Annotated in this window: 16 protein-coding genes; 14 read left to right on the top strand and 2 right to left on the bottom strand. The window is 61.2% G+C overall.

Annotation, left to right across the window (positions count from 1 at the left end):
* Positions 1-29: 29 nt before the first annotated feature.
* The 7 genes from pobA (at position 30) to Q666_RS34920 (ending at position 6,150) form a co-directional block, all read left to right on the top strand.
* On the top strand, positions 30-1,199 hold the full coding sequence (gene pobA, locus Q666_RS34950; RefSeq protein ID WP_022999296.1) for a 4-hydroxybenzoate 3-monooxygenase: 1,170 nt from the start codon (positions 30-32) through the stop codon (positions 1,197-1,199).
* Complete coding sequence (gene pcaD, locus Q666_RS34945) at positions 1,199-1,990, top strand: 3-oxoadipate enol-lactonase (RefSeq protein WP_022999297.1); 792 nt, start codon at positions 1,199-1,201, stop codon at positions 1,988-1,990. The genes pobA and pcaD overlap by 1 nt, the downstream gene beginning before the upstream one ends.
* Entirely contained in the window at positions 1,983-2,387 is a 405-nt protein-coding gene (gene pcaC / locus Q666_RS34940) for a 4-carboxymuconolactone decarboxylase (protein WP_022999298.1), read from the top strand. The genes pcaD and pcaC overlap by 8 nt, the downstream gene beginning before the upstream one ends.
* A 13-nt stretch (positions 2,388-2,400) precedes the next feature.
* A complete protein-coding gene (gene pcaH / locus Q666_RS34935) occupies positions 2,401-3,129 on the top strand; it encodes a protocatechuate 3,4-dioxygenase subunit beta (protein WP_022999299.1) in 729 nt (242 codons plus the stop codon).
* Positions 3,130-3,131: 2 nt separating this feature from the next.
* A complete protein-coding gene (gene pcaG, locus Q666_RS34930) occupies positions 3,132-3,752 on the top strand; it encodes a protocatechuate 3,4-dioxygenase subunit alpha (RefSeq protein ID WP_022999300.1) in 621 nt (206 codons plus the stop codon).
* A gap of 193 nt (positions 3,753-3,945) precedes the next feature.
* Positions 3,946-4,782, top strand: coding sequence for a 3-keto-5-aminohexanoate cleavage protein (locus Q666_RS34925; RefSeq protein WP_022999301.1), 837 nt, complete (start codon positions 3,946-3,948; stop codon positions 4,780-4,782).
* Between the two features lie 54 nt (positions 4,783-4,836).
* On the top strand, positions 4,837-6,150 hold the full coding sequence (locus Q666_RS34920) for a lyase family protein (RefSeq protein WP_022999302.1): 1,314 nt from the start codon (positions 4,837-4,839) through the stop codon (positions 6,148-6,150).
* 13 nt (positions 6,151-6,163) lie between these two features.
* Here Q666_RS34920 and Q666_RS34915 read toward each other — a convergent pair whose 3' ends face one another.
* Positions 6,164-7,063 carry a LysR family transcriptional regulator gene (locus Q666_RS34915; protein WP_022999303.1) on the bottom strand — a complete coding sequence of 300 codons (900 nt, stop codon included), beginning with the start codon at positions 7,061-7,063 and terminating at the stop codon, positions 6,164-6,166.
* Positions 7,064-7,265: 202 nt separating this feature from the next.
* Here Q666_RS34915 and xdhA point away from each other — a divergent pair, with 202 nt between their 5' ends.
* From xdhA to maiA, 6 genes are all read left to right on the top strand, one after another.
* A complete protein-coding gene (gene xdhA / locus Q666_RS34910; protein WP_022999304.1) occupies positions 7,266-8,729 on the top strand; it encodes a xanthine dehydrogenase small subunit in 1,464 nt (487 codons plus the stop codon).
* 17 nt (positions 8,730-8,746) lie between these two features.
* Positions 8,747-11,089 (top strand): xanthine dehydrogenase molybdopterin binding subunit, encoded by a 2,343-nt coding sequence (gene xdhB / locus Q666_RS34905; RefSeq protein ID WP_022999305.1) that lies wholly within the window; start codon positions 8,747-8,749, stop codon positions 11,087-11,089.
* A 3-nt stretch (positions 11,090-11,092) separates the two neighbouring features.
* Complete coding sequence (gene xdhC, locus Q666_RS34900; protein WP_031268759.1) at positions 11,093-11,947, top strand: xanthine dehydrogenase accessory protein XdhC; 855 nt, start codon at positions 11,093-11,095, stop codon at positions 11,945-11,947.
* Between the two features lie 68 nt (positions 11,948-12,015).
* The gene (locus tag Q666_RS34895) at positions 12,016-13,599 is read left to right on the top strand and encodes a xanthine/uracil/vitamin C permease (protein WP_031268760.1); all 1,584 of its coding nucleotides are present in this window, start codon (positions 12,016-12,018) and stop codon (positions 13,597-13,599) included.
* 66 nt (positions 13,600-13,665) lie between these two features.
* A complete protein-coding gene (gene guaD, locus Q666_RS34890; protein WP_022999308.1) occupies positions 13,666-15,045 on the top strand; it encodes a guanine deaminase in 1,380 nt (459 codons plus the stop codon).
* Positions 15,046-15,253: 208 nt separating this feature from the next.
* A complete protein-coding gene (gene maiA, locus Q666_RS34885; protein WP_023014425.1) occupies positions 15,254-15,898 on the top strand; it encodes a maleylacetoacetate isomerase in 645 nt (214 codons plus the stop codon).
* Between the two features lie 7 nt (positions 15,899-15,905).
* On the opposite strand, the gene Q666_RS64645 is transcribed toward maiA, so the two are convergent.
* The gene (locus Q666_RS64645) at positions 15,906-16,982 is read right to left on the bottom strand and encodes a FecR domain-containing protein (protein ID WP_081713157.1); all 1,077 of its coding nucleotides are present in this window, start codon (positions 16,980-16,982) and stop codon (positions 15,906-15,908) included.
* Between the two features lie 201 nt (positions 16,983-17,183).
* On the opposite strand from Q666_RS64645, the gene Q666_RS34880 reads away from it, so the two are divergent.
* On the top strand, positions 17,184-19,403 hold the full coding sequence (locus tag Q666_RS34880; protein ID WP_161633218.1) for an adenylate/guanylate cyclase domain-containing protein: 2,220 nt from the start codon (positions 17,184-17,186) through the stop codon (positions 19,401-19,403).
* The last annotated feature ends 64 nt before the right edge of the window (positions 19,404-19,467 follow it).

Genomic DNA, 19,467 nt, shown 5'->3' with positions numbered 1-19,467 from the left:
TCAATATCAATTCAACAAGGGAGGATCGGATGCGAACTCAGGTTGTCATTGTCGGCGGTGGACCGTCCGGCCTGCTACTCGGGCAGCTTCTTCATCTGAAGGGCATCGAGACCATCATTCTGGAGCGCAAGACGCGTGAATATGTACTTGGCCGCATCAGGGCCGGCATTCTGGAAACGGGTCTCGTCAACATGATGCGCGAGGCAGGCGTGGCCGAGCGGATGGACAAGGAATGCTTCGTCCATGACGGCACCTGCATCTCGTACGAAAACGAGATGTTCGACATCAACTTCCAGAAGCTGATCGGCCAGAATGTCGTCGTCTACGGCCAGACGGAAGTCACGCGTGATCTTTATGACGCCCGCGATGCGGTTGGCGGTCAGACGATTTTCGAGGTCGAGGGGGTCGAGATCCGCGATGCGGACACCGACGCGCCCTATGTCACCTTTACCGTGGACGGCAGCGCGCGGCGCATCGATTGCGATTTCGTGGCGGGCTGTGACGGGTTCCACGGCGTCAGCCGCAAGACCATTCCCGACACCGTGCGCAAGGACTACGAGAAGGTGTTTCCCTTCGGCTGGCTGGGCGTTCTGTCCGAGACGCCGCCGGTGCATGAAGAACTCATCTATGCCAATTCGGCACGCGGCTTCGCGCTTTGCTCCATGCGTAACGAAAACCTGTCGCGCTACTACGTCCAGTGCAATGTCAGCGACGACATTTTCGAATGGACCGACGAGAAGTTCTGGGACGAACTGAGACGCCGGCTACCGGAAGCGGTTGCCGACAAGCTGGTGACCGGACCCTCTATCGAGAAATCCATTGCCCCACTCAGGTCCTTCGTGTGCGAGCCGATGCGCTGGGGCCGTCTGTTCCTGTGCGGCGATGCCGCCCATATCGTGCCGCCAACAGGCGCCAAGGGCCTCAACACCGCTGCCTCCGACGTGCATTACCTCTATGAGGGTCTGGTGCATTACTATCAGGACAAGGACAGCCACGGCATCGATACCTATTCGGAGAAAGCCCTGGCTCGGATCTGGAAAGCGGAGCGTTTCAGCTGGGCGACCACCAACATGCTGCACCGGTTCCCGGACCAGTCGGATTTCGATCTGAAGATGCAGCGGGCGGAAATCGAGTCTCTGCATCACAATGAAACCGCGCAGAAGTGGTTTGCGCAGAACTATGTGGGACTGCCCTACTGATGAAGATCGCGCGACTGCCTTCTACCGACATTCACTGGCGCCAAGATGGCGACCCGGACGGCACGCCCGTCGTCTTCGCCAATTCGCTCGGCACGGAATTGCGGCTCTGGGACAAGGTCATCGACCTTCTGCCGGAAACAGGCCTCCGGCTGATCCGCTTCGACAAGCGCGGCCATGGGCTGTCCTCCTGTCCCGAGAGCCCGTACTCCATGGACGATCTCGCCAGCGACACGCAACAGCTGCTCGATCATCTTCAGATCGGCTCCTGTGTTTTTGTCGGGCTTTCCATCGGCGGCATGATCGGTCAGCTCCTTTCGCACCGGCAGCCGGAACGCATCAAGGGTCTGGTGCTGTCCAACACCGGCGCGAAAATGGGCGAAGCCGCCATGTGGCAAGACCGGATTGCCCGGATCCGTGCAGGCGGTATCGAGAGCCTTGCCGATGCCATTCTGGAGCGCTGGTTTTCGGAAGATTTCCGCCAGACGGCCGAATGTCTGGCCTGGCGCCACATGCTGGTTCGCACCCCGACGGAAGGTTACATCGGCTGCTGCGAAGCAATAGCCGGTGCAGATCTGACGGACAGCACGTCCGGGCTTCGCCTGCCGGTGCTGGGTATCGGCGGCAGCGAGGACCTCGCCAGCCCACCCGCCATGGTGCGCGGCACGGCGGACCTCATCGCCGGCAGCCGCTACGTTGAAATTTCCGGTGCGGGTCATCTGCCCTGCGTCGAAAAGCCGGATGTCTTTGCCGGCCATCTCATGACTTTCCTGAAGGAGGACCTCCATGTCTGAGCGTTTTGAAACCGGCATGAAGGTCAGGCGATCCGTGCTTGGCGATGAACATGTCGACCGGGCAGAAGCCGCCAAGACGCCACTTGACGAACCATTCCAGACCCTGATCACCGAGGGTGCCTGGGGCACGGTTTGGGCGTCGGACGGCATCAGTCCGCGGGAGCGTTCGATGCTGACGCTCGCCCTTCTGGCGGCACTCGGCAATTTCGAGGAGATTGCCATGCATATCCGGGCAACCGCCCGCACCGGCGCCAGCAAGCAGGACGTGCTCGAGGCGTTTCAGCATGTGGCGGTCTATGCGGGCGTGCCACGTGCCAACCAGGCGCTCAAGATCGCCAAGGAAACTTACGCCGAAATGGAACGCAGCGGCCAGAAGCTGACCGCGACAGGCGGTTAACGGAGGAAAATCGATGTTGAAACCCGGACCTTTCTATCAGCGGGACCGCGAGTGGCATCCGCCTGCACATACGCCGGACTACAAGACCAGCGTGTCGCGCTCGCCGCAATATTCGATGATCAGCCTGGAAAACAACGTCAGCGAGATCACCGGGCCGACCTTCGGCCATAACGATATCGACCCGCTCGACAAGGACCTGATCTACAACTACGCGAAGGCGGGTGAAAGCGCGATCGGCGAGCGGATCATCCTGCATGGCCGGGTGCTGGACGAGAACGCGAAGCCGATCCCGAACACCCTGGTGGAGATCTGGCAGGCCAATGCGGGCGGACGCTACCGGCACAAGAAGGACACCTATCTTGCGCCCATCGACCCGAATTTCGGCGGCTGCGGCCGCACCCTGACCGACGAGAACGGCTACTACTATTTCCGCACGATCAAACCGGGCGCCTACCCCTGGCGGAACTGGGTGAACAACTGGCGGCCGGCCCATATCCACATGTCGATCTTCGGCACTGCCTTCTGTCAGCGTCTGATCACCCAATGCTACTTCGAGGGCGATCCGCTCATTCCGAAATGCCCGATCGTGAACACCATTCCCGATCCGGCGGCTGTTGAGCAACTGGTCGCCAAGCTCGACCTCAATGCCACCATCCCGCTCGACACGATCGCCTACAAGTTCGACATCGTCCTGCGCGGACGCCGCTCGACCCTGTTTGAAAACCGGCCGGAGGGGAACTGATCATGACGCAGCAACTCGACTATCTGAAGGAAACGCCTTCCCAGACGGCCGGACCTTACGTTCATATCGGCCTCGCGCCAGGCGCCGCCGGTTTCGACATCTATCGGCAGGAACTGGGCTGGGATATCGCAGGCCCCAATGCCAAGGGTGAGCGCATTCGTGTGGAAGGTGTCGTCATCGATGGCATGGGCTCGCCGATCAAGGACGTGATGCTGGAAACCTGGCAGGCCAACAGCGAGGGCATTTACGCCCATCCTGAACATGCCGGCGACGTGGAAGACGGGTTCCGCGGCTGGGGCCGTGTCATCACCGATTTCGACACCGGCGAATGGGGGTTCGACACGGTCAAGCCAGGCCCGGTCAAGCTGCCGGACGGCAAGGTTTCCGCGCCCCATATCAGCCTCTGGATCGTCGCGCGCGGCATCAATGTCGGGCTTCAGACCCGCCTTTACTTCGAGGACGAAGCTGAGGCCAACGCGGCCGACCCGGTGATCAACCTGATCGAATGGGAAAAGCGCCGCCAGACCCTGATCGCCCGGAAGACCGAGCGCGACGGCAAGACGGTCTATCGTTTCGAGGTCAAGCTGCAAGGCCCGGACGAAACGGTGTTCTTCGATATCTGAGAAGGCACAAACCACTCTTCCTCATCCTGAGGAGCTTGGCCAAGCCATGCGTCTCGAAGGATGGGCGGCGCACTCAAAGTATGCGGCCCATCCTTCGAGACAGCGCTGAAGCGCTTCCTCAGGATGAGGCGGAAGAAGTGGCGACTGGTGGTGTACCCGTTTTGGGTGCAGAACGAGATATTGAGAGACGGACATGTCCAAGCCCTGCATCATCTGCGTCGCGATTACCGGATCGCTGCCGAAGAAGGAAAACAATCCGGCGGTGCCGATCACCGTTACGGAGCAGGTGGAAAGCACGCAGGCTGCCTTCGAGGCCGGTGCGAGCATCGTCCACGCCCATGTGCGCAACGACGATGAGACGCCATCCTCGGATCCGGAGAAGTTCGCACGGCTCAAGGAAGGGCTGGAAAAACACTGCCCGGGCATGATCATCCAGTTTTCCACCGGAGGCCGTTCGGGTGCCGGGAAGGAACGCGGCGGCATGATTGCCCTTCAGCCCGACATGGCGTCGCTGTCCGTCGGCTCCAACAATTTCCCGACCCGGGTCTATGAGAACCCACCGGATCTGGTCGACTGGCTCGCCAGCGAGATGCGCACCCATCATGTGAAACCGGAGATCGAGGCGTTCGACCTGAGCCACATTCATCAGGCGGCCGCCATGAACCGGGACGGGCGTATTCCCGGCAAGCTTTATGTGCAGTTCGTCATGGGCGTGAAGAATGCCATGCCCGTCGACCGGGATGTCTTCGACTATTACATCAAGACCGTTGAACGCCTGGTACCGCACGCCGAATGGTGCGCGGCCGGGATCGGCCAACATCAGTTCACCCTTAACGAGTGGTGCATTTCCTCAGGCGGGCATACCCGCACCGGCCTGGAAGACAACATCCGCCTCAACCGGGACACGCTTGCCCCTTCCAATGCGGCGCTTGTAAAACGGGCGGCGGATCTTTGCGAGAAATATGAGCGTCCCGTCGCGACCTGGCAGCAGGCGCGCGAGATCCTGGGTCTGCCGCTGAAGGCGGCTTGACCCGCCTTTCCACTTGGCTCTCAATAAGGGCCCATCCAGAGACCCTGCCGAGCCATGCCTCTTTCTCTATTTTCCAGCCAGATCCATTCCTCCCTCTTTGCTGACGGTGACCTGACCAAGCTTCTCGCTGATGGCAGCGATGTCGCGCATATGATCGCCTTCGAGCGCGCCCTTGCCACCGTACAGGGGCGCCTGGAGATCATTCCGGCGCAGGCCGCGCGGGAGATATCAGAGAAGCTCGCCGACGCTAAGATCGAGCCCGCAAACCTTGCGGCCGGTACAAGATCCGCCGGCGTGCCCGTTCCAGCGCTTGTGGCGGAACTGCGCAAGCAGCTCAGCGTCGACGCCGGGGCCTGGCTGCACTGGGGCGCGACCAGTCAGGACGTGATCGACACGGCGCTGGTCCTTCAGACGAAAGTGGCGCTGGAGATCCTGGGCGCTCGACTGGAAAAACTGGTCGATACGCTGGAACGGCAGAGCGAGCGCCATGCGGATCAGCTCATGGCGGGGCGTACGCGCAGCCAGGTTTCGACACCGATCACCCTCGGCTACCGGATCGCGCAATGGGCGCATCCGCTGATAGATGCAGAAAATGCCCTGCCCGCGCTCAGGTCCGCCGTGCTGCGCGTCCAGTTTGGCGGCGCCTCAGGCATCAACAGCGCAATCGCTCCGGATGGAACCGCAGTCTCGGCGGCGCTCGCACTGGAACTCGGCCTTGAAGACAGCCCGTCGTGGCACGTCAACCGGACGCCCATTCTGGCGCTTGCGGGCTGGCTGCAACAGGTCACCTCCGCCCTTGCGAAGATGGCTGGAGACCTGGCGCTTTCCGGCCGCACGGACATTGCGGAAGTTTCCAGCGGGACCGGTGGCGGATCCTCGACCATGCCGCAAAAGGCGAACCCGGTGCAGGCCGAGACCATTCAGGTGCTCAACAGCATTGCGATTGCCGCCCAGGCCGGGCTTGCCGCTGCCGCCAGCCCCCTTGAGGAGCGCGACGGGACAGCGTGGCCGCTGGAATGGCATTTCCTGCCACAAATGCTGCTGGCCGCAGGCGCTGCGCTGGTGCACGCAGAAGAGCTTGCCACCAGCCTGCAGGCGCACGAGGCCAACCTCGCCGCTACACTGGCCTCAAACCCGGAAATCATGGCCGAAACCGCCAGCTTTGTTCTCGCCCGGAACGGCGTTTCCCGCGCTGAGGCAAAGGATCTTGTCGCGGCAGCTGCAAAGGACCCGGCCCCCTTTGCCGAAGCCCTAGCAAGGATTTCGCCGGTCAGCCTTGACTGGCAGAAGGAACTGGACCCGCAACAGGTCGTCGTACCGGCAAGGGACATGTCGGCGCGGATCTTTCAGACCCGCCGCAGAGACTGAACAGGGTCGGGTCCTACCCGGCCACATCCGCGTTGCTGATCACGAAATCCACGAAGTGGCGGATCTTCGGGTCCTGAAGGCGCCTGTGCGGATAGAGGCAGCCGAAGATGGTGGGGGGAGGCGGCGTATCCTTCAGGATCTCCACTAGACGGCCGCTTTCCAGATGCTGGGCTACGTCGAACCTCGGCTTGTTGACGATGCCGTATCCTGACAAGGCCCAGTCGGTGAGAACGTCGCCATGGTCGGCATCCATTTTGCCGGAAACCTGAAGCTTGCGCGGCCCGGCCGGTGTCTGCAGAACCCAGTAATATTCCGGCGAGCGCGGGTAGCGCAGCAGCAGGCAATTATGCTCGTCGCTCAGGAGATCATCCGGGGTACGGGGCGTACCGTGCTTTTCCAGGTACTCCGGAGCCGCGCAGAGCACCCGGGGGCAATCGGATATCTTGCGCAGCTTCAGATTGGAGTCCTGCGGAGTGCCAATGAAAAAAGCGACGTCCAGCCCGTCGGACAGGATGTCGACCTTGCGGTCGGACAGGCGCATATGCACTTCCGTAGCCGGGAATTTTTCAACGAAACGCGGCACCAGCGGGGCGATGATGCGCCGGCCGGCACCAAGCGGTGCCGTGACCCGGATGACCCCGCGCGGCGTATCGGAAAAACTGGCGACGGCGGCTTCCGCGTCTTCGATGGATTCCAGCGCCTTCACCGCATAATCGTAGAACACCTTGCCGACCTCGGTCGGTGTGAGCGATCTGGTGGTGCGGTTGAAGAGCCGCACGCCGAGATGCTTTTCCAGCTCCTTTATGCGCTTGCTGGCAACCGCCGGTGTCAGGCGCAAGTCGCGTCCGCCGGATGTGATGCTGCCCAGTTCGACCACGCGGGTGAAGACGCGCAGGGATTCCAGATAGGACATGGCCTCTTGCCTCGGATTTGAATTCTCGTGCGATTACAGAGCGCTCGTTCTCATGATCGACTTTGGTCGCATTTCCCGAGCCACAGTATCGCACGGCCATTTTCAATGATCTGTTGAAAGAATTTCCGGAATCACCGGATTTTTTGCAAGTGTCCTGAAGCGTACCGTCCTCGGCTGAGAGAAGACTTTGCCCGAGGACGCGATGACCCACCGCACAGAAATCCGGTTTCTGCTGAACGGCGCCGACGTGATTGTCACGGATGCGCCTGCCGACAAGACCCTGCTCGACTACCTGCGCCTGGAGCGCCGGCTGACGGGTTCGAAGGAAGGCTGTGCGGAAGGCGACTGCGGCGCCTGCACGGTGTTGGTCGGCCGGCTGGCCGGCGGCGTTCTGAAATATGAGACCGTCAATGCCTGCATCCGGTTTCTCGCGTCGCTTGATGGGTGCCACGTGGTCACCATCGAGCATCTGCGGGGAGAAAACGGCGGTCTGCATCCGATCCAGCAGGCGATGGTCGATTTCCACGGCAGCCAGTGCGGCTTCTGTACCCCTGGCTTCGTCATGTCGCTCTACGCGCTGTGGATGGGCAATCCGCAACCGACAGAAACGGAAGTCGAAAGCGCGATCCAGGGCAATCTCTGCCGCTGTACCGGCTATCAGCCAATCATTGCCGCCGCCATGGCCGCCAACCGCTACGGCTCGCCGGCACAGGATTTCCTGGAAACGGAACGGGCAACCATCACCGAACGGCTGGCAGCGCTTTCCGACGGCCGCCGTGTCGTCACCGGTCCTGACAACAACAAGGCGATCCTTCCGGCGGATGTCGCCGACTTCGCAGCCGTTCTGGAAGACTTTCCGCAGGCGACCATTGTTGCGGGTTCCACCGATGTCGGTCTCTGGGTCACCAAGTTCATGCGCCCCATCGGCCCGGCCGTCTTCATCAGCCACCTTCAAGAGCTGAAATCGGTCACCTTGAGCGACACAGCGCTGGAGATCGGTGCAGGCGTCACCTACTCGGACGCGCAGGAGACCATCTGCGAGATTTTTCCGCATCTGAAAAGCTACTGGGACCGGATCGCCGGCCAACAGGTGCGCAACATGGGCACCATCGGCGGCAACATCGCCAATGGATCGCCCATCGGCGATACGCCGCCTGTACTGATCGCGCTCGGAGCGCAAATCGTTCTGCGCAAGGGAGCCACGCAGCGCAGCCTGCCACTGGAGCAGTTCTTCATCGAATACGGCAAACAGGACCGGGCGCCCTCCGAATTCGTCGAGAGCATCCTGATCCCGCGGCCCCGTTCCGGCCAGCTTCACGCTGCCTACAAGATTTCCAAGCGCCGGGACGAGGATATCTCGTCCGTGGCCACCGGTTTCTGCGTGACCGTTTCCGAAGGCCGCATCACCGATTGCCGCCTGGCATTCGGCGGCATGGCCGGCACGCCAAAGCGGGCCGCCAAGGCCGAAGCCGCGCTGCGCGGCCAGCCATGGGGGGAAGCTGCGTTCGTGGCTGCCGGCAAGGCGCTGGAAGCCGATTTCACACCGCTTTCCGACTGGCGCGCCTCGGCCGAGTACCGGGCGACTGCCGCGCGCAACCTGCTGCAGCGCTTCTTCCTGACCCATGACGAAACGACCACGGAAGCGGTCGATCTGCTGTCTGCTTGAGTTTTGAGGCGAACCACATGAAACACGACATCATCACGGACGCCAAGAAGTCGATCAGCGGCGCTGTCCATACCGACCGCCGCCACGACAGCGCGGAAAAACACGTCACCGGCCGGGCAGAATACTGCGACGACATTGCCGAACCGCAGGGCACCCTGCATGCCTATCTCGGCACGTCCACGGTTGCCCACGGCCTGATCAGGTCAATGGATCTGGAGGCGGTTCTGGCAGCTCCCGGTGTCATCGGTGTGCTGACGGCGGCCGACGTTCCGGGTTGCAACGACATCAGCCCCACGGGCCAGAACGACGAACCGGTGTTCCCGGTCGACAAGACGGAATTCCATGGCCAGCCGCTGTTTGCCGTCATCGCAACAAGCCGTGACGCTGCCCGTCGGGCCACCGAGCTGGCAAAGATCGACTATGAAGTCCTGCCGCATGCGCTTGATCCCGTCAGTGCGATGGAGGCCGACTATCCGCATGTCACCGCACCGCTGAAGCTGGAACGCGGCTACATTGCCCCCGCCTTCGACAGCGCGAAGAACCGCATCCAGGGCCGGATGACGATCGGCGGCCAGGACCACATGTACCTGGAAGGCCAGATCGCCTTTGCCATTCCGGGTGAGGATGATGACGTTATTGTCCATTGCTCCACCCAGCACCCGAGCGAGGCGCAGCATATGGTCGCCCATGTGCTCGGCGTGCCGTCGAACGCGGTCACGGTCAACGTCCGCCGTATGGGCGGTGGCTTCGGCGGCAAGGAAAGCCAGATGAACCTCTTCTGCGCGGTGGCTGCCATCGCCGCGAAGAAGTGGAACTGCCCGGTAAAGATCCGCCCGGACCGCGACCAGGACATGACCGCCACCGGCAAGCGGCACGACTTCGTGGTCGACTACGACGTTGCCTTCGACGACAGCGGCCGGATCGAGGCTGTCGACGGCACCTTCGCGGCACGTTGCGGTTATTCCTCGGACCTTTCCGGTCCGGTGACCGACCGCGCGCTGTTCCACGCGGACAATGCCTATTTCTATCCGAATGTCCGGCTCACCAGCCGGCCGATGAAAACCAACACGGTCTCGAACACCGCTTTCCGAGGGTTCGGCGGGCCGCAGGGCGTGGTTGCCGCCGAACGCATGATCGAGGAGATCGCCTATGCGCTCGGCAAGGACCCGCTGGAGATCCGCAAGGCCAATTTCTATGGCGACCGCAACGACGGCCGTCTCCTCACCCCCTATCATCAGGAGGTCGAGGACAACATCTTGCCGCGCTTGATCGGAGAACTCGAAAGCTCCTCTGACTACCAGGCCCGCCGTGAGGCGATCCTGCAGCACAATGCCCGTTCCTCCATATTAAAACGGGGTATTGCGCTGACACCGGTCAAGTTCGGCATTTCTTTTACAGCCACCTGGTACAATCAGGCCGGCGCGCTGATCCACATCTACAATGACGGATCGATCCACCTGAACCATGGCGGCACCGAAATGGGCCAGGGCCTGAACACCAAGGTGGCCCAGGTCGTGGCAGATGCCTTCCAGGTGGATTTCGAGCGCATCAAGATCACCAAGACGACGACCGAAAAGGTGCCGAACACATCGGCAACCGCCGCCTCATCGGGCTCCGACCTCAACGGCATGGCCGCCCTGAACGCGGCCGAACAGCTGAAGGAACGGCTGGTCGCCTTTGCCGCCGAGCGCTGGAACACGGAACCGGAAACCATCCGCTTCCACAACAACATGGTCGAGATCGGGTCCGAACTGGTGTCCTTCAATGATCTTGTCCGCCAGGCCTACATGGCCCGTGTGCACCTGTCGGCCGCCGGCTTCTACAAGACCCCGAAGATCCACTGGGACCGCGCCGCCGGAAAGGGCCGTCCGTTCTACTATTTCGCCTATGGCGCATCCTGCTCGGAAGTTTCCGTCGACACGCTCACCGGTGAATACCGGGTGGAGCGGACCGATATCCTGCATGACGTCGGCAAGTCGCTGAACCCGATCCTCGACAAGGGGCAGGTGGAAGGTGCCTTCATTCAGGGCATGGGCTGGCTGACGACGGAAGAACTGTGGTGGGACCAGGCCGGACGCCTCAGGACCCACGCGCCGTCGACCTACAAGATCCCGCTCGCTTCCGACCGGCCACGCCAGTTCACCGTGAAGCTTGCCGAATGGTCGGAAAACAAGGAACGCACCATCAAGCGCTCCAAGGCCGTGGGCGAACCGCCCTTCATGCTGGGGGTTTCCGTCTTCGAGGCGCTTTCCATGGCCGTTGCCAGTGTCGCCGATTACCGCGAATGCCCGCGCCTTGATGCCCCGGCAACGCCGGAGCGGGTGCTGATGGCCATCGAGCGGCTGAAAACCCGGGAGTAAATCATGACTATGCGCTCCAGCCAGACCGAAAGCTTCTTCGGCTCAGCCCACCCGATCGTCCGTGTCGTGCTGACGCGGGTTCGAGGATCGTCCCCCCGGGAAGCCGGCACGGAGATGTTCGTTGCCCCGAACAGCCTCTTCGGCACCATCGGCGGCGGCCAACTGGAGCACATCGTCATTACCCAGGCCCGTTCCATGCTGGCCGACGGCACGCTTTCCTCCAGGCTCGACTTGCCGCTCGGCCCGGAAATCGGCCAGTGCTGCGGCGGACGGGTGGAAATATCACTTGCACGCATGCGCAAAGCCGAACGGCAGGCAGTCATCAGCCGCCTGCGGGACGAGGACGATGCGCTGCCGCATGTCTATGTGATGGGCGCGGGACATGTCGGCCGGGCGATTGCCAACCTGCTGCAGCATGCGCCGGTGCACTGCGTACTGATCGACATGCGCAAGGAAGAGCTGGCGCAATGCCAGGCGCGTGTCGACATGCGCCTGCGGGCCATTCCGGAAGTCGAAATCTACAATGCGCCCGCGGGCAGCGCCTTTATCGTGCTGACCCATGACCACGGCCTGGACTTCCTGCTGACGTCGGCCGCGCTGGAGATCGGCCATGCGTCCTACGTCGGCATGATCGGGTCGGCCACAAAACGCGCCAAGCTGCGCTCCTGGTGCAACAGCCATTGCAATGGCCTTTCCATCGACCAGCTGACCTGCCCGATCGGCGCAACCGCCAGCCGGGACAAGCGCCCCGAGATCATCGCCGCTTTTGTCGCCGCAGAAGTCCTGACCGCCCTGACCTCGGGCGCAAGAGCTGCCGGCGATACGGAGGAGGCTGCGCTGCTGGAGGCCGCGCAGTGAAACAACGGCTGCCCTGTCCTTTGGGAGATGGAACAGGACGGCTGTCTTACCCTGAAAGGAGACCCGACATGCGGGTTGGGAGGAACGACTACACTTTGTTTTCGAGGGGGGATTTCAGCGCCTTCTGGGCCCTGTTCACCGACAACCTCGTAAACCTCATGGTCCTGGCAGGCATCTGCCAGTTCGTATTCCAGATGCCGGCGGACATTGTCTACGGCAAGATCGTGCCGGGTGCCGCCATTGCGATCCTGGCCGGTGTCGCTGCCTATGTCCTACTGGCCAAACGCGCCGCCGCACAGCATGGCCGGGACGTGACCGCGCTGCCTTACGGCATTTCGACACCGGTGATGTTCGTCTATCTCTTCGGCGTCATCGGACCGATCTACTGGGCGACCAATGATCCGGTTCTTGCCTGGCAGGTCGGCATCGGCGCGGGCTTCATGGGCGGCATCGTCGCGGCCCTTGGTGCGCTTGTCGGCCCCTGGCTGAAAAAGGTGACCCCGCGTGCGGGCATGCTCGGCACCTTGTGCGGCATCGCCCTGGTGTTCATCGGCACCGTACCGCTGGCAACGGTGTTCGAGAACCCGTTCATCGGCTTCGCCTCGATGATCATCATCCTGTGGGGCCTCGTCGGCCGGTTCCGCCTGCCGTTCAACATTCCGGCCGGCCTGCTGGCCCTGATGGTCGGCACCGGGGTCGCGCTGGCCACCGGTCAATCGACGATCAGCTTTGAGGGCGTCGGCTTCTATCCGCCCGTTCCCTACCTTGGTGACCTGATGGCCGGGATCCAGCATCTGTTCAACCATCCGGAGCTGTTCCTGGTTCTGGTGCCGGTGCAGATCTACAATTTCATCGAAACGATGAACAACGTGGAGAGCGCAGAAGCCGCAGGCGACCATTATCCGGTGGCAACCTGCCAGATTACCGACGGTGTCGGCACCATGATCGGCGCGCTGTTCGGTTCGCCCTTCCCGACGACCGCCTATATCGGCCATCCGGCCTACAAGCGCATGGGTGCTCATGCAGGTTACGTGATCGGCGTCGGCGCGGTCATTCCGCTGGCGGCCTTTTTCGGTTTGCTTGCCTTCCTGAACAACCTGATCCCGGTGGCCGCTGCCGCCCCCGTTCTGGTGTTCGTCGCGCTCAGCCTGATCACCAACACTGCCCATGCCGTGCGCACCGACCATATGGCCGCCGTCACCATCGCGATGATGCCGCATGTCTCCAGCTTCCTCATCATCAAGTGGGGCTCGCTGATTGGTGCGCTCGGCGCAACCGGGGCCACCGGCATGCTGGCCCTTGGCGATCCGAAACTGACCGCAGCGCTGCTGCAGCAGGGCGCCCATTACGAAGGTCACCTCGCCCTCAGCCAGGGTGCCATCCTGACGGGTCTCATCTGGGGCGCCATCGTTGCCAGTGTCATTGACGGCAAGTTCCGCAATGCCGGTGGCTTCGCCTTTGCCGCCTTTGCAATGGCCTCGGTCGGGATCATCCATTCGGCAACGCTTCACTGGCCGGAATTTACCACCGTCAGCCTCGGCTACCTGATCGCCGCCGCCTTCCTGTTCATCTACCCGATCTTCCACCGTGAAGACGCGGCAGAGCCGGAAGCCGAGCCGATTGCCACTGCCCAGGTCAGCCCGGGCGAATGAACCAGACCTAAAACCACTTCGGGGCGGATCTTCCGCCCCGAACTCCGACAAACGGGACCTTTCTCGATGCCTTCCGACCGTCTCTTGCTTCGTGGCCGCCTGCTGACTTTTTCAGCCGAGCCACAATCCCCGGACGACACCTCCGCCTTCGATTACATCGAGGATGGTGCACTTCTGATCGAAAACGGCCTCATCCTGCGCCGTGGCAGCTATTGCGAAGTGGTTGCCGGGGCGGGTGATGCGGAAATCATCGATCACCGGCCGAAACTGCTGATGGCGGGGTTCATCGATACCCATATCCATTTTCCGCAGGTGCAGATCGTCGCCTCCTGGGGGGCACAGCTTCTCGACTGGCTGAACACCTACACGTTCCCCGAAGAAACCCGCTTTTCGGATGAAGGCCATGCTGCCGCCATGGCCTGCCGCTTCTTCGACCTGCTGACCGACCATGGCACCACGACGGCCGTTGCCTATTGTTCGGTCCACAAGGCCTCGGCGGAGGCCTATTTCGAGGAAGCCGAGCAGCGCAACATGCGGATGATCGGCGGCAAGGTGCTGATGGACCGCAACGCCCCAGACGGGCTGCGCGACACGCCGCAATCCGGCTATGACGACACGAAGGACCTGATCGCCAAATGGCATGGACGAGGGCGTGCGAGCTACGCCATTACGCCGCGCTTCGCGATCACCTCAACTCCGGAACAGATGGAGATGGCCGGCGCGCTGGTTGCCGAGCATTCGGACTGCTTCGTCCAGACCCATCTGTCCGAAAATAAAAACGAGATCGCCTATACGCTGGAGCTTTACCCGGAAGCCCGCGACTATCTCGATGTCTACCAGCGCCACGGCCTCCTGTCGGACAAGATGCTGCTCGGCCACTCGATCCACCTGGAACAGCGCGAGATTGATGCGCTGGCCGAAACCGGCGCCCGACCGGTGTTCTGCCCGACGTCGAACCTCTTCCTCGGCAGCGGTCTTTTCGATGATGCAGGCTTGCGCTCGAAGGGCATCGTCAACACGATTGCCACCGACATCGGCGCCGGCACCAGCTATTCCATGCTGCAGACACTGAACGAGGGTTACAAGATCCTGCAGCTGCAGGACCAGAAACTGCATCCGTTCCGGGCCTTCCACTGGATAACCCGCGGCAATGCCGTCGCGCTCGGCCTGGAAGACAGGATCGGCACCCTGGACGAAGGCACGGAAGCGGACATCGTGGTGCTGGACAGCCGTGCGACCGAGGCAATGGCCCTGCGCATGGAGCGGGCGTCGACCCTTGCGGAAGAGCTTTTCGTTCTGCAGATGCTGGGCGACGACCGGGCCATAGATGAGGTCTATGTCGCCGGCAAACCGCAGAAGGGCAAGGCACCGGCGGTTCCGCAGCCCTCACCAGCAAGGACACGCAAAACGCCTGCTGCCCGAGAAAAGGACCTTGTCCTGTCCTGACCTGCGAACCTGGCCGCAAACTTCGAAGTCACCCCGGGCGAGCATCGCGAGACCCGGGGTGACCTCCAGAGGAAGAGAAAAGAGAACGGCAAGGGCTTCTTCACCGGCTCAGCAAAAAATCGTCCTTTCCCGCGTTCCGCGCACACGGACTTGCCAATTCATGGCCAAATAAGTGTATCAATGCACACCGTGTTGCTGGGAGGGATTCGTGGCGAAAGATATTGTTTTATATGACTACTGGCGGTCCTCGGCGAGCTATCGCGTGCGCGTTGCGCTCAATCTGCTGAAGCTCGATGTTGACTACCGGCCGGTGAACCTTCTGACCCGCGCCCATCTGGAAGATGACTATCTCGCTCTCAACCCTCAGGGCCTGTTGCCCGCGCTGATCGTTGACGGCAAGACGCTGACCCAGTCGCTGGCCATCATCGAATATCTGCATGCGACCACACCCGGTTCGACCTTGATGCCGGACGATGTCGACGGCCAGTACCGGGTGCGTCAGCTCTCCTATGCTATTGCCATGGAAATCCACCCGGTCTGCAATCTCGGCATTGTTGGTCATGTGGCGGAGCTGACCGGCGGTGGCGATGATGCCAAGAAAGCCTGGATGCAGCGCTTTATCGGCAAGGGCCTTGCCGCCTTCGAGAACCTACTGGATGACAACAGTCCGTTCTGCCACGGCGAAACGCCGAGCATGGCCGACTGCTGCCTGATGCCTCAGCTCTACAACGCCAATCGCTGGGGTGTGGATGTTTCCGGATTTCCGAAAATTCTGCGTGCTGCTGCTGCCGCCGAAGCGCTCGACGCGTTCAAGGACGCCCACCCGGATGCCATCGGCGCGCCGCCCGCCTGATAAAAGGCTAATTATTGCGGCGTTCAGCCTGGTTGCGGGCCTGTCTGTTTTCTCCCGGTGTGCTGCCGCTCCTGCCCGGTGAATCGCTGCTCTGGCCGGGTGCGTTTGCACTGTTTCCGCGAGAGCCGCCGGAAAATCTTTCTCCCGCATTGCCGACAGCATTGCCGTTGCCCGGATTGTTGGGAACGCCAGCGCTCGCAGGCGCACCGCCAGATTGTGCCGCCGGTTCTGGTGAACTGGAGACGGAATTGCTCGGCTCTGAGCTATTCGAACCTGGGCTGTTCGGCTCGGGGCTGTTTCGCTCGGGGCTGCTCCGCTCGGGGCTGTTCAGGTTCTCGGTTGGTTGTCGCGGACTGAAGAGGGCGCGGAAAATGTTCCTGGGTTGCTGCTCGGGAACCCGATCGGGTGCCAGCCTCGCATTTTTCACGGTGCATCCAGACCCGCGCTGCCTGAACTGTCTGTTCAGGTTCGACTCATTTACGAGTAGCGGAAAGAGTGACTTCGACCGATTTCTGAGTGCATCCGAATTCAGCCGATCCTGTTTCACCCCGCGCCGACCGATAAGGACATAGTCGCACCGGTTTCTGACCAACTGGCAGCGCCCGCTCCTGTCGCATGCGTTGATCGCACCGCGCAACAGGGCGACATTGGTTCCCTGAGGCGTGATTGTCACATCGAAAGCCGTGCCCCGCACGCCGATCGTGCCATTCGGTGTCCGTATGCTGTAGGCGGAAGACTTGCTGCGCCCGCTGATGAAGCGGAAGGCGCCGCGCGTTGCACTAACAGTAAGCTTGCTAACAGTCTGACCCGTGATCACGAAGTCATCGATCTTCACATCCGCATTGGGACCGACAACAATCTTGGTGCCGTCGATCAGCCGGATCTGTGCGTTTCCGCTGGAATTGGCACGCAACCGGTCGTCCCTGAAAATGGATGTGTTTGATGCCAAGATGCGGGGGTCACCTCCCCCCGTCGCTTTGACGGTCTTTCTTGCATCAACAGTTATGCCAACCTTGTCGGCCAAGGACACCGACGAATAAAAGATGGATAACGATAAAACTATTAAAACCGGGGCAAACCTCATAGCTCCCACTCCGGCCCGACCGATGAGATCTTACCACATCCTTAACCAACAGACGAATCGTTTCCGATTTCTCGGCTCAAACCCTGTTCTTTTTGTCAAGGTCTATTTTTCTCAGAAACGCGTATTCTAGCGTGGAGTGGGCACCAGACATGGGAACGGTGTCGCGGCTCCCGAACAGCTCTGTCGGTCAGGGGCATGCCGGTGGGAAAGACGCTTTTCAACTTGCTACGCAACAGGCACGTTTTCGTCCTGGGTCTGACGCTGATCCTCCTTTTCGGCGCCCGTGAACTACGCCTGTCCGATCCCCCGTTCATAGCGTCCCTGCGCTGGATCACCTTCGACACCTATCAGCGCTTCAAACCGAGGGAGGCTTTGGGGCAACCGATCCGGATCATCGACATCGACGAGAAGTCGATAGCGCAGCTAGGCCAATGGCCGTGGCCGCGTACGCAGATTGCCAAACTTCTGGAGCGTATTCAGAACCTGGGAGCTGCCTGCGCCGCCTTTGACATGGTGTTTTCCGAGCCCGACCGGACGGGACCGGCGGGGTTCTTGCGGGAGCTGGAAGAACGCGGTTGGCCCGGCCGCGACGAGATCAAGCCACTGCTCTCGGGAATACCCGACAATGATGCCGTTTTCGTTCAGTCAATGGCCGGGCTACCAACGATCCTCGGGTTTTTCAACGAACCGAGATCGGCAATGGGACTGCCCGATGCCAAGGCTGCCTACGTCGTCCTCGGGGAAGATCCGACACCGCTCCTCGACCCGATCAGAGGCAGCGTGATGAGCCTGCCGCCCTATCAGGCTGTCGCGGAGGGAAGTGGTACGATTTCCCTTGGGCAGGCGGATTCCGACGGGGTGGTGCGCCAGGTTCCAATGTTCATCGCCGGCACGAACGGTGAAATATATCCGGCCCTGGCACTTGAGACACTTCGTGTCGCACTTGGCGACAAAACCTTTGTTCTCAAGACTTCGGAAGCGAGCGGCGAGTTCAGTGCAGGAACACTCGCCATGACTGAATTCAAGGTCGGAGAGTTCCAGGTTCCGGTCACGGCAAATGGCCATCTGCTGATCTATTATTCGCGCAATGACCCGTCTCTCTATCTTTCTGCGCGGGATCTTCTGAACCTGTCGGACGAGGAGCTGGCCCCCCTGATCGAGGGCCACATCATCCTCTTCGGATCGTCGGCTGCCGGATTGCGAGACATCAGGCTCACGGCTCTCGGCGAGAGCGTTCCGGGTGTTTTCATGCATCATCAGATCATTGATCAGATCCTGTCGAATACGTTTCTCAACCGTCCCGACTGGGCGACCGGAGCCGAAATCGCGGCGTTGTTCATCGTGACGCTCATTATCGGTGCCATATTGCCGTCAACGGGCGCGATCCCATCGGCTGCCGTTGGCGCCGTCCTGAGCGCGGCAGTTAGCGGCGGAAGCTGGTTTGCCTTTTCCAGCTATGGCCTCCTTCTGGATCCGGTCTTCCCCATGCTGGTTTCCGGGCTTATTTTTCTCCTGACCACAATCTTGATGTTTGCCTTCGCGGAGCGGGAAAAGCGGTTTGTCCGAAGGGCGTTCCAGCGCTATCTCGCACCGGACTTGCTCAGAAAGCTGGAGGAACAGCCTCACACGCTGCGTCTCGGAGGCGAAATCCGCGACATGACGATGATGTTCATGGACGTGAGGGGGTTTACGCCGATTTCTGAAAATCTGCCTCCCGAAGAGGTGGTCGCATTCCTGAACCGTCTGCTATCTCCACTATCTGAATGCATCCAGAAACGGGAAGGCGCAATCGACAAATATATTGGCGATTCAATCATGGCGTTCTGGAACGCACCGCTTGACGTTGCCGATCATCCGGTCAAGGCCGCCCATGCTGCGCTGGACATGATAAAAATCGTCAAGGAACTCAACGACCGGGATGCCTTCGGCTTCAAGTCCGGACCCCATAAATTGGGCGACATCCGCATTGGCATCGGCCTGAACAGCGGACCTGGTTGCGTTGGCAACATGGGGTCGAGTTCGCGGTTCAACTACTCGGTCATCGGTGACGCCGTCAACGTTGCTTCCAGAGTCGAGACCGCCTGCAAGCAGGTCGGCTGGCCTATTTTGCTGACGCAGACAACTGCAACCGCGTGCAAGGCCATGGCACTTCTGGAAGCAGGGACGATTACTCTCAAGGGCAAGGCTCAGCCGGCAACTCTCTATGCACTTGTCGGCGACGAGACACTTGCCCGAACGAAAGAGTGGCAGGCATTGGAAAGGCTGCACAAGGAACTTATCGAAGGACGTGCGCGCGTCGCCAGTCGCGCAGAAATCGAACGCCTTGTGAACGCCTGCCTCGCGGTGGCTCCGGTCGACTTGAGCGCCTTCTACGACAGTTTCATGCCGTCGCCCATCATCGACGAACTTGCCGGGGAGTAATGCCTGCAGTGCATTCTCGCAGGATGCATGCGAGGTAAAGCACCGCCAGCCCCACGCTCGGTTC

It is taken from the genome of Labrenzia sp. C1B70, from assembly GCF_000475395.1.
Taxonomy (GTDB): Bacteria; Pseudomonadota; Alphaproteobacteria; order Rhizobiales; family Stappiaceae; genus Roseibium; species Roseibium algicola.
The sequence above is the reverse complement of the archived record's forward strand: the minus strand, read 5'-3'. Positions and strand labels throughout refer to the sequence as shown.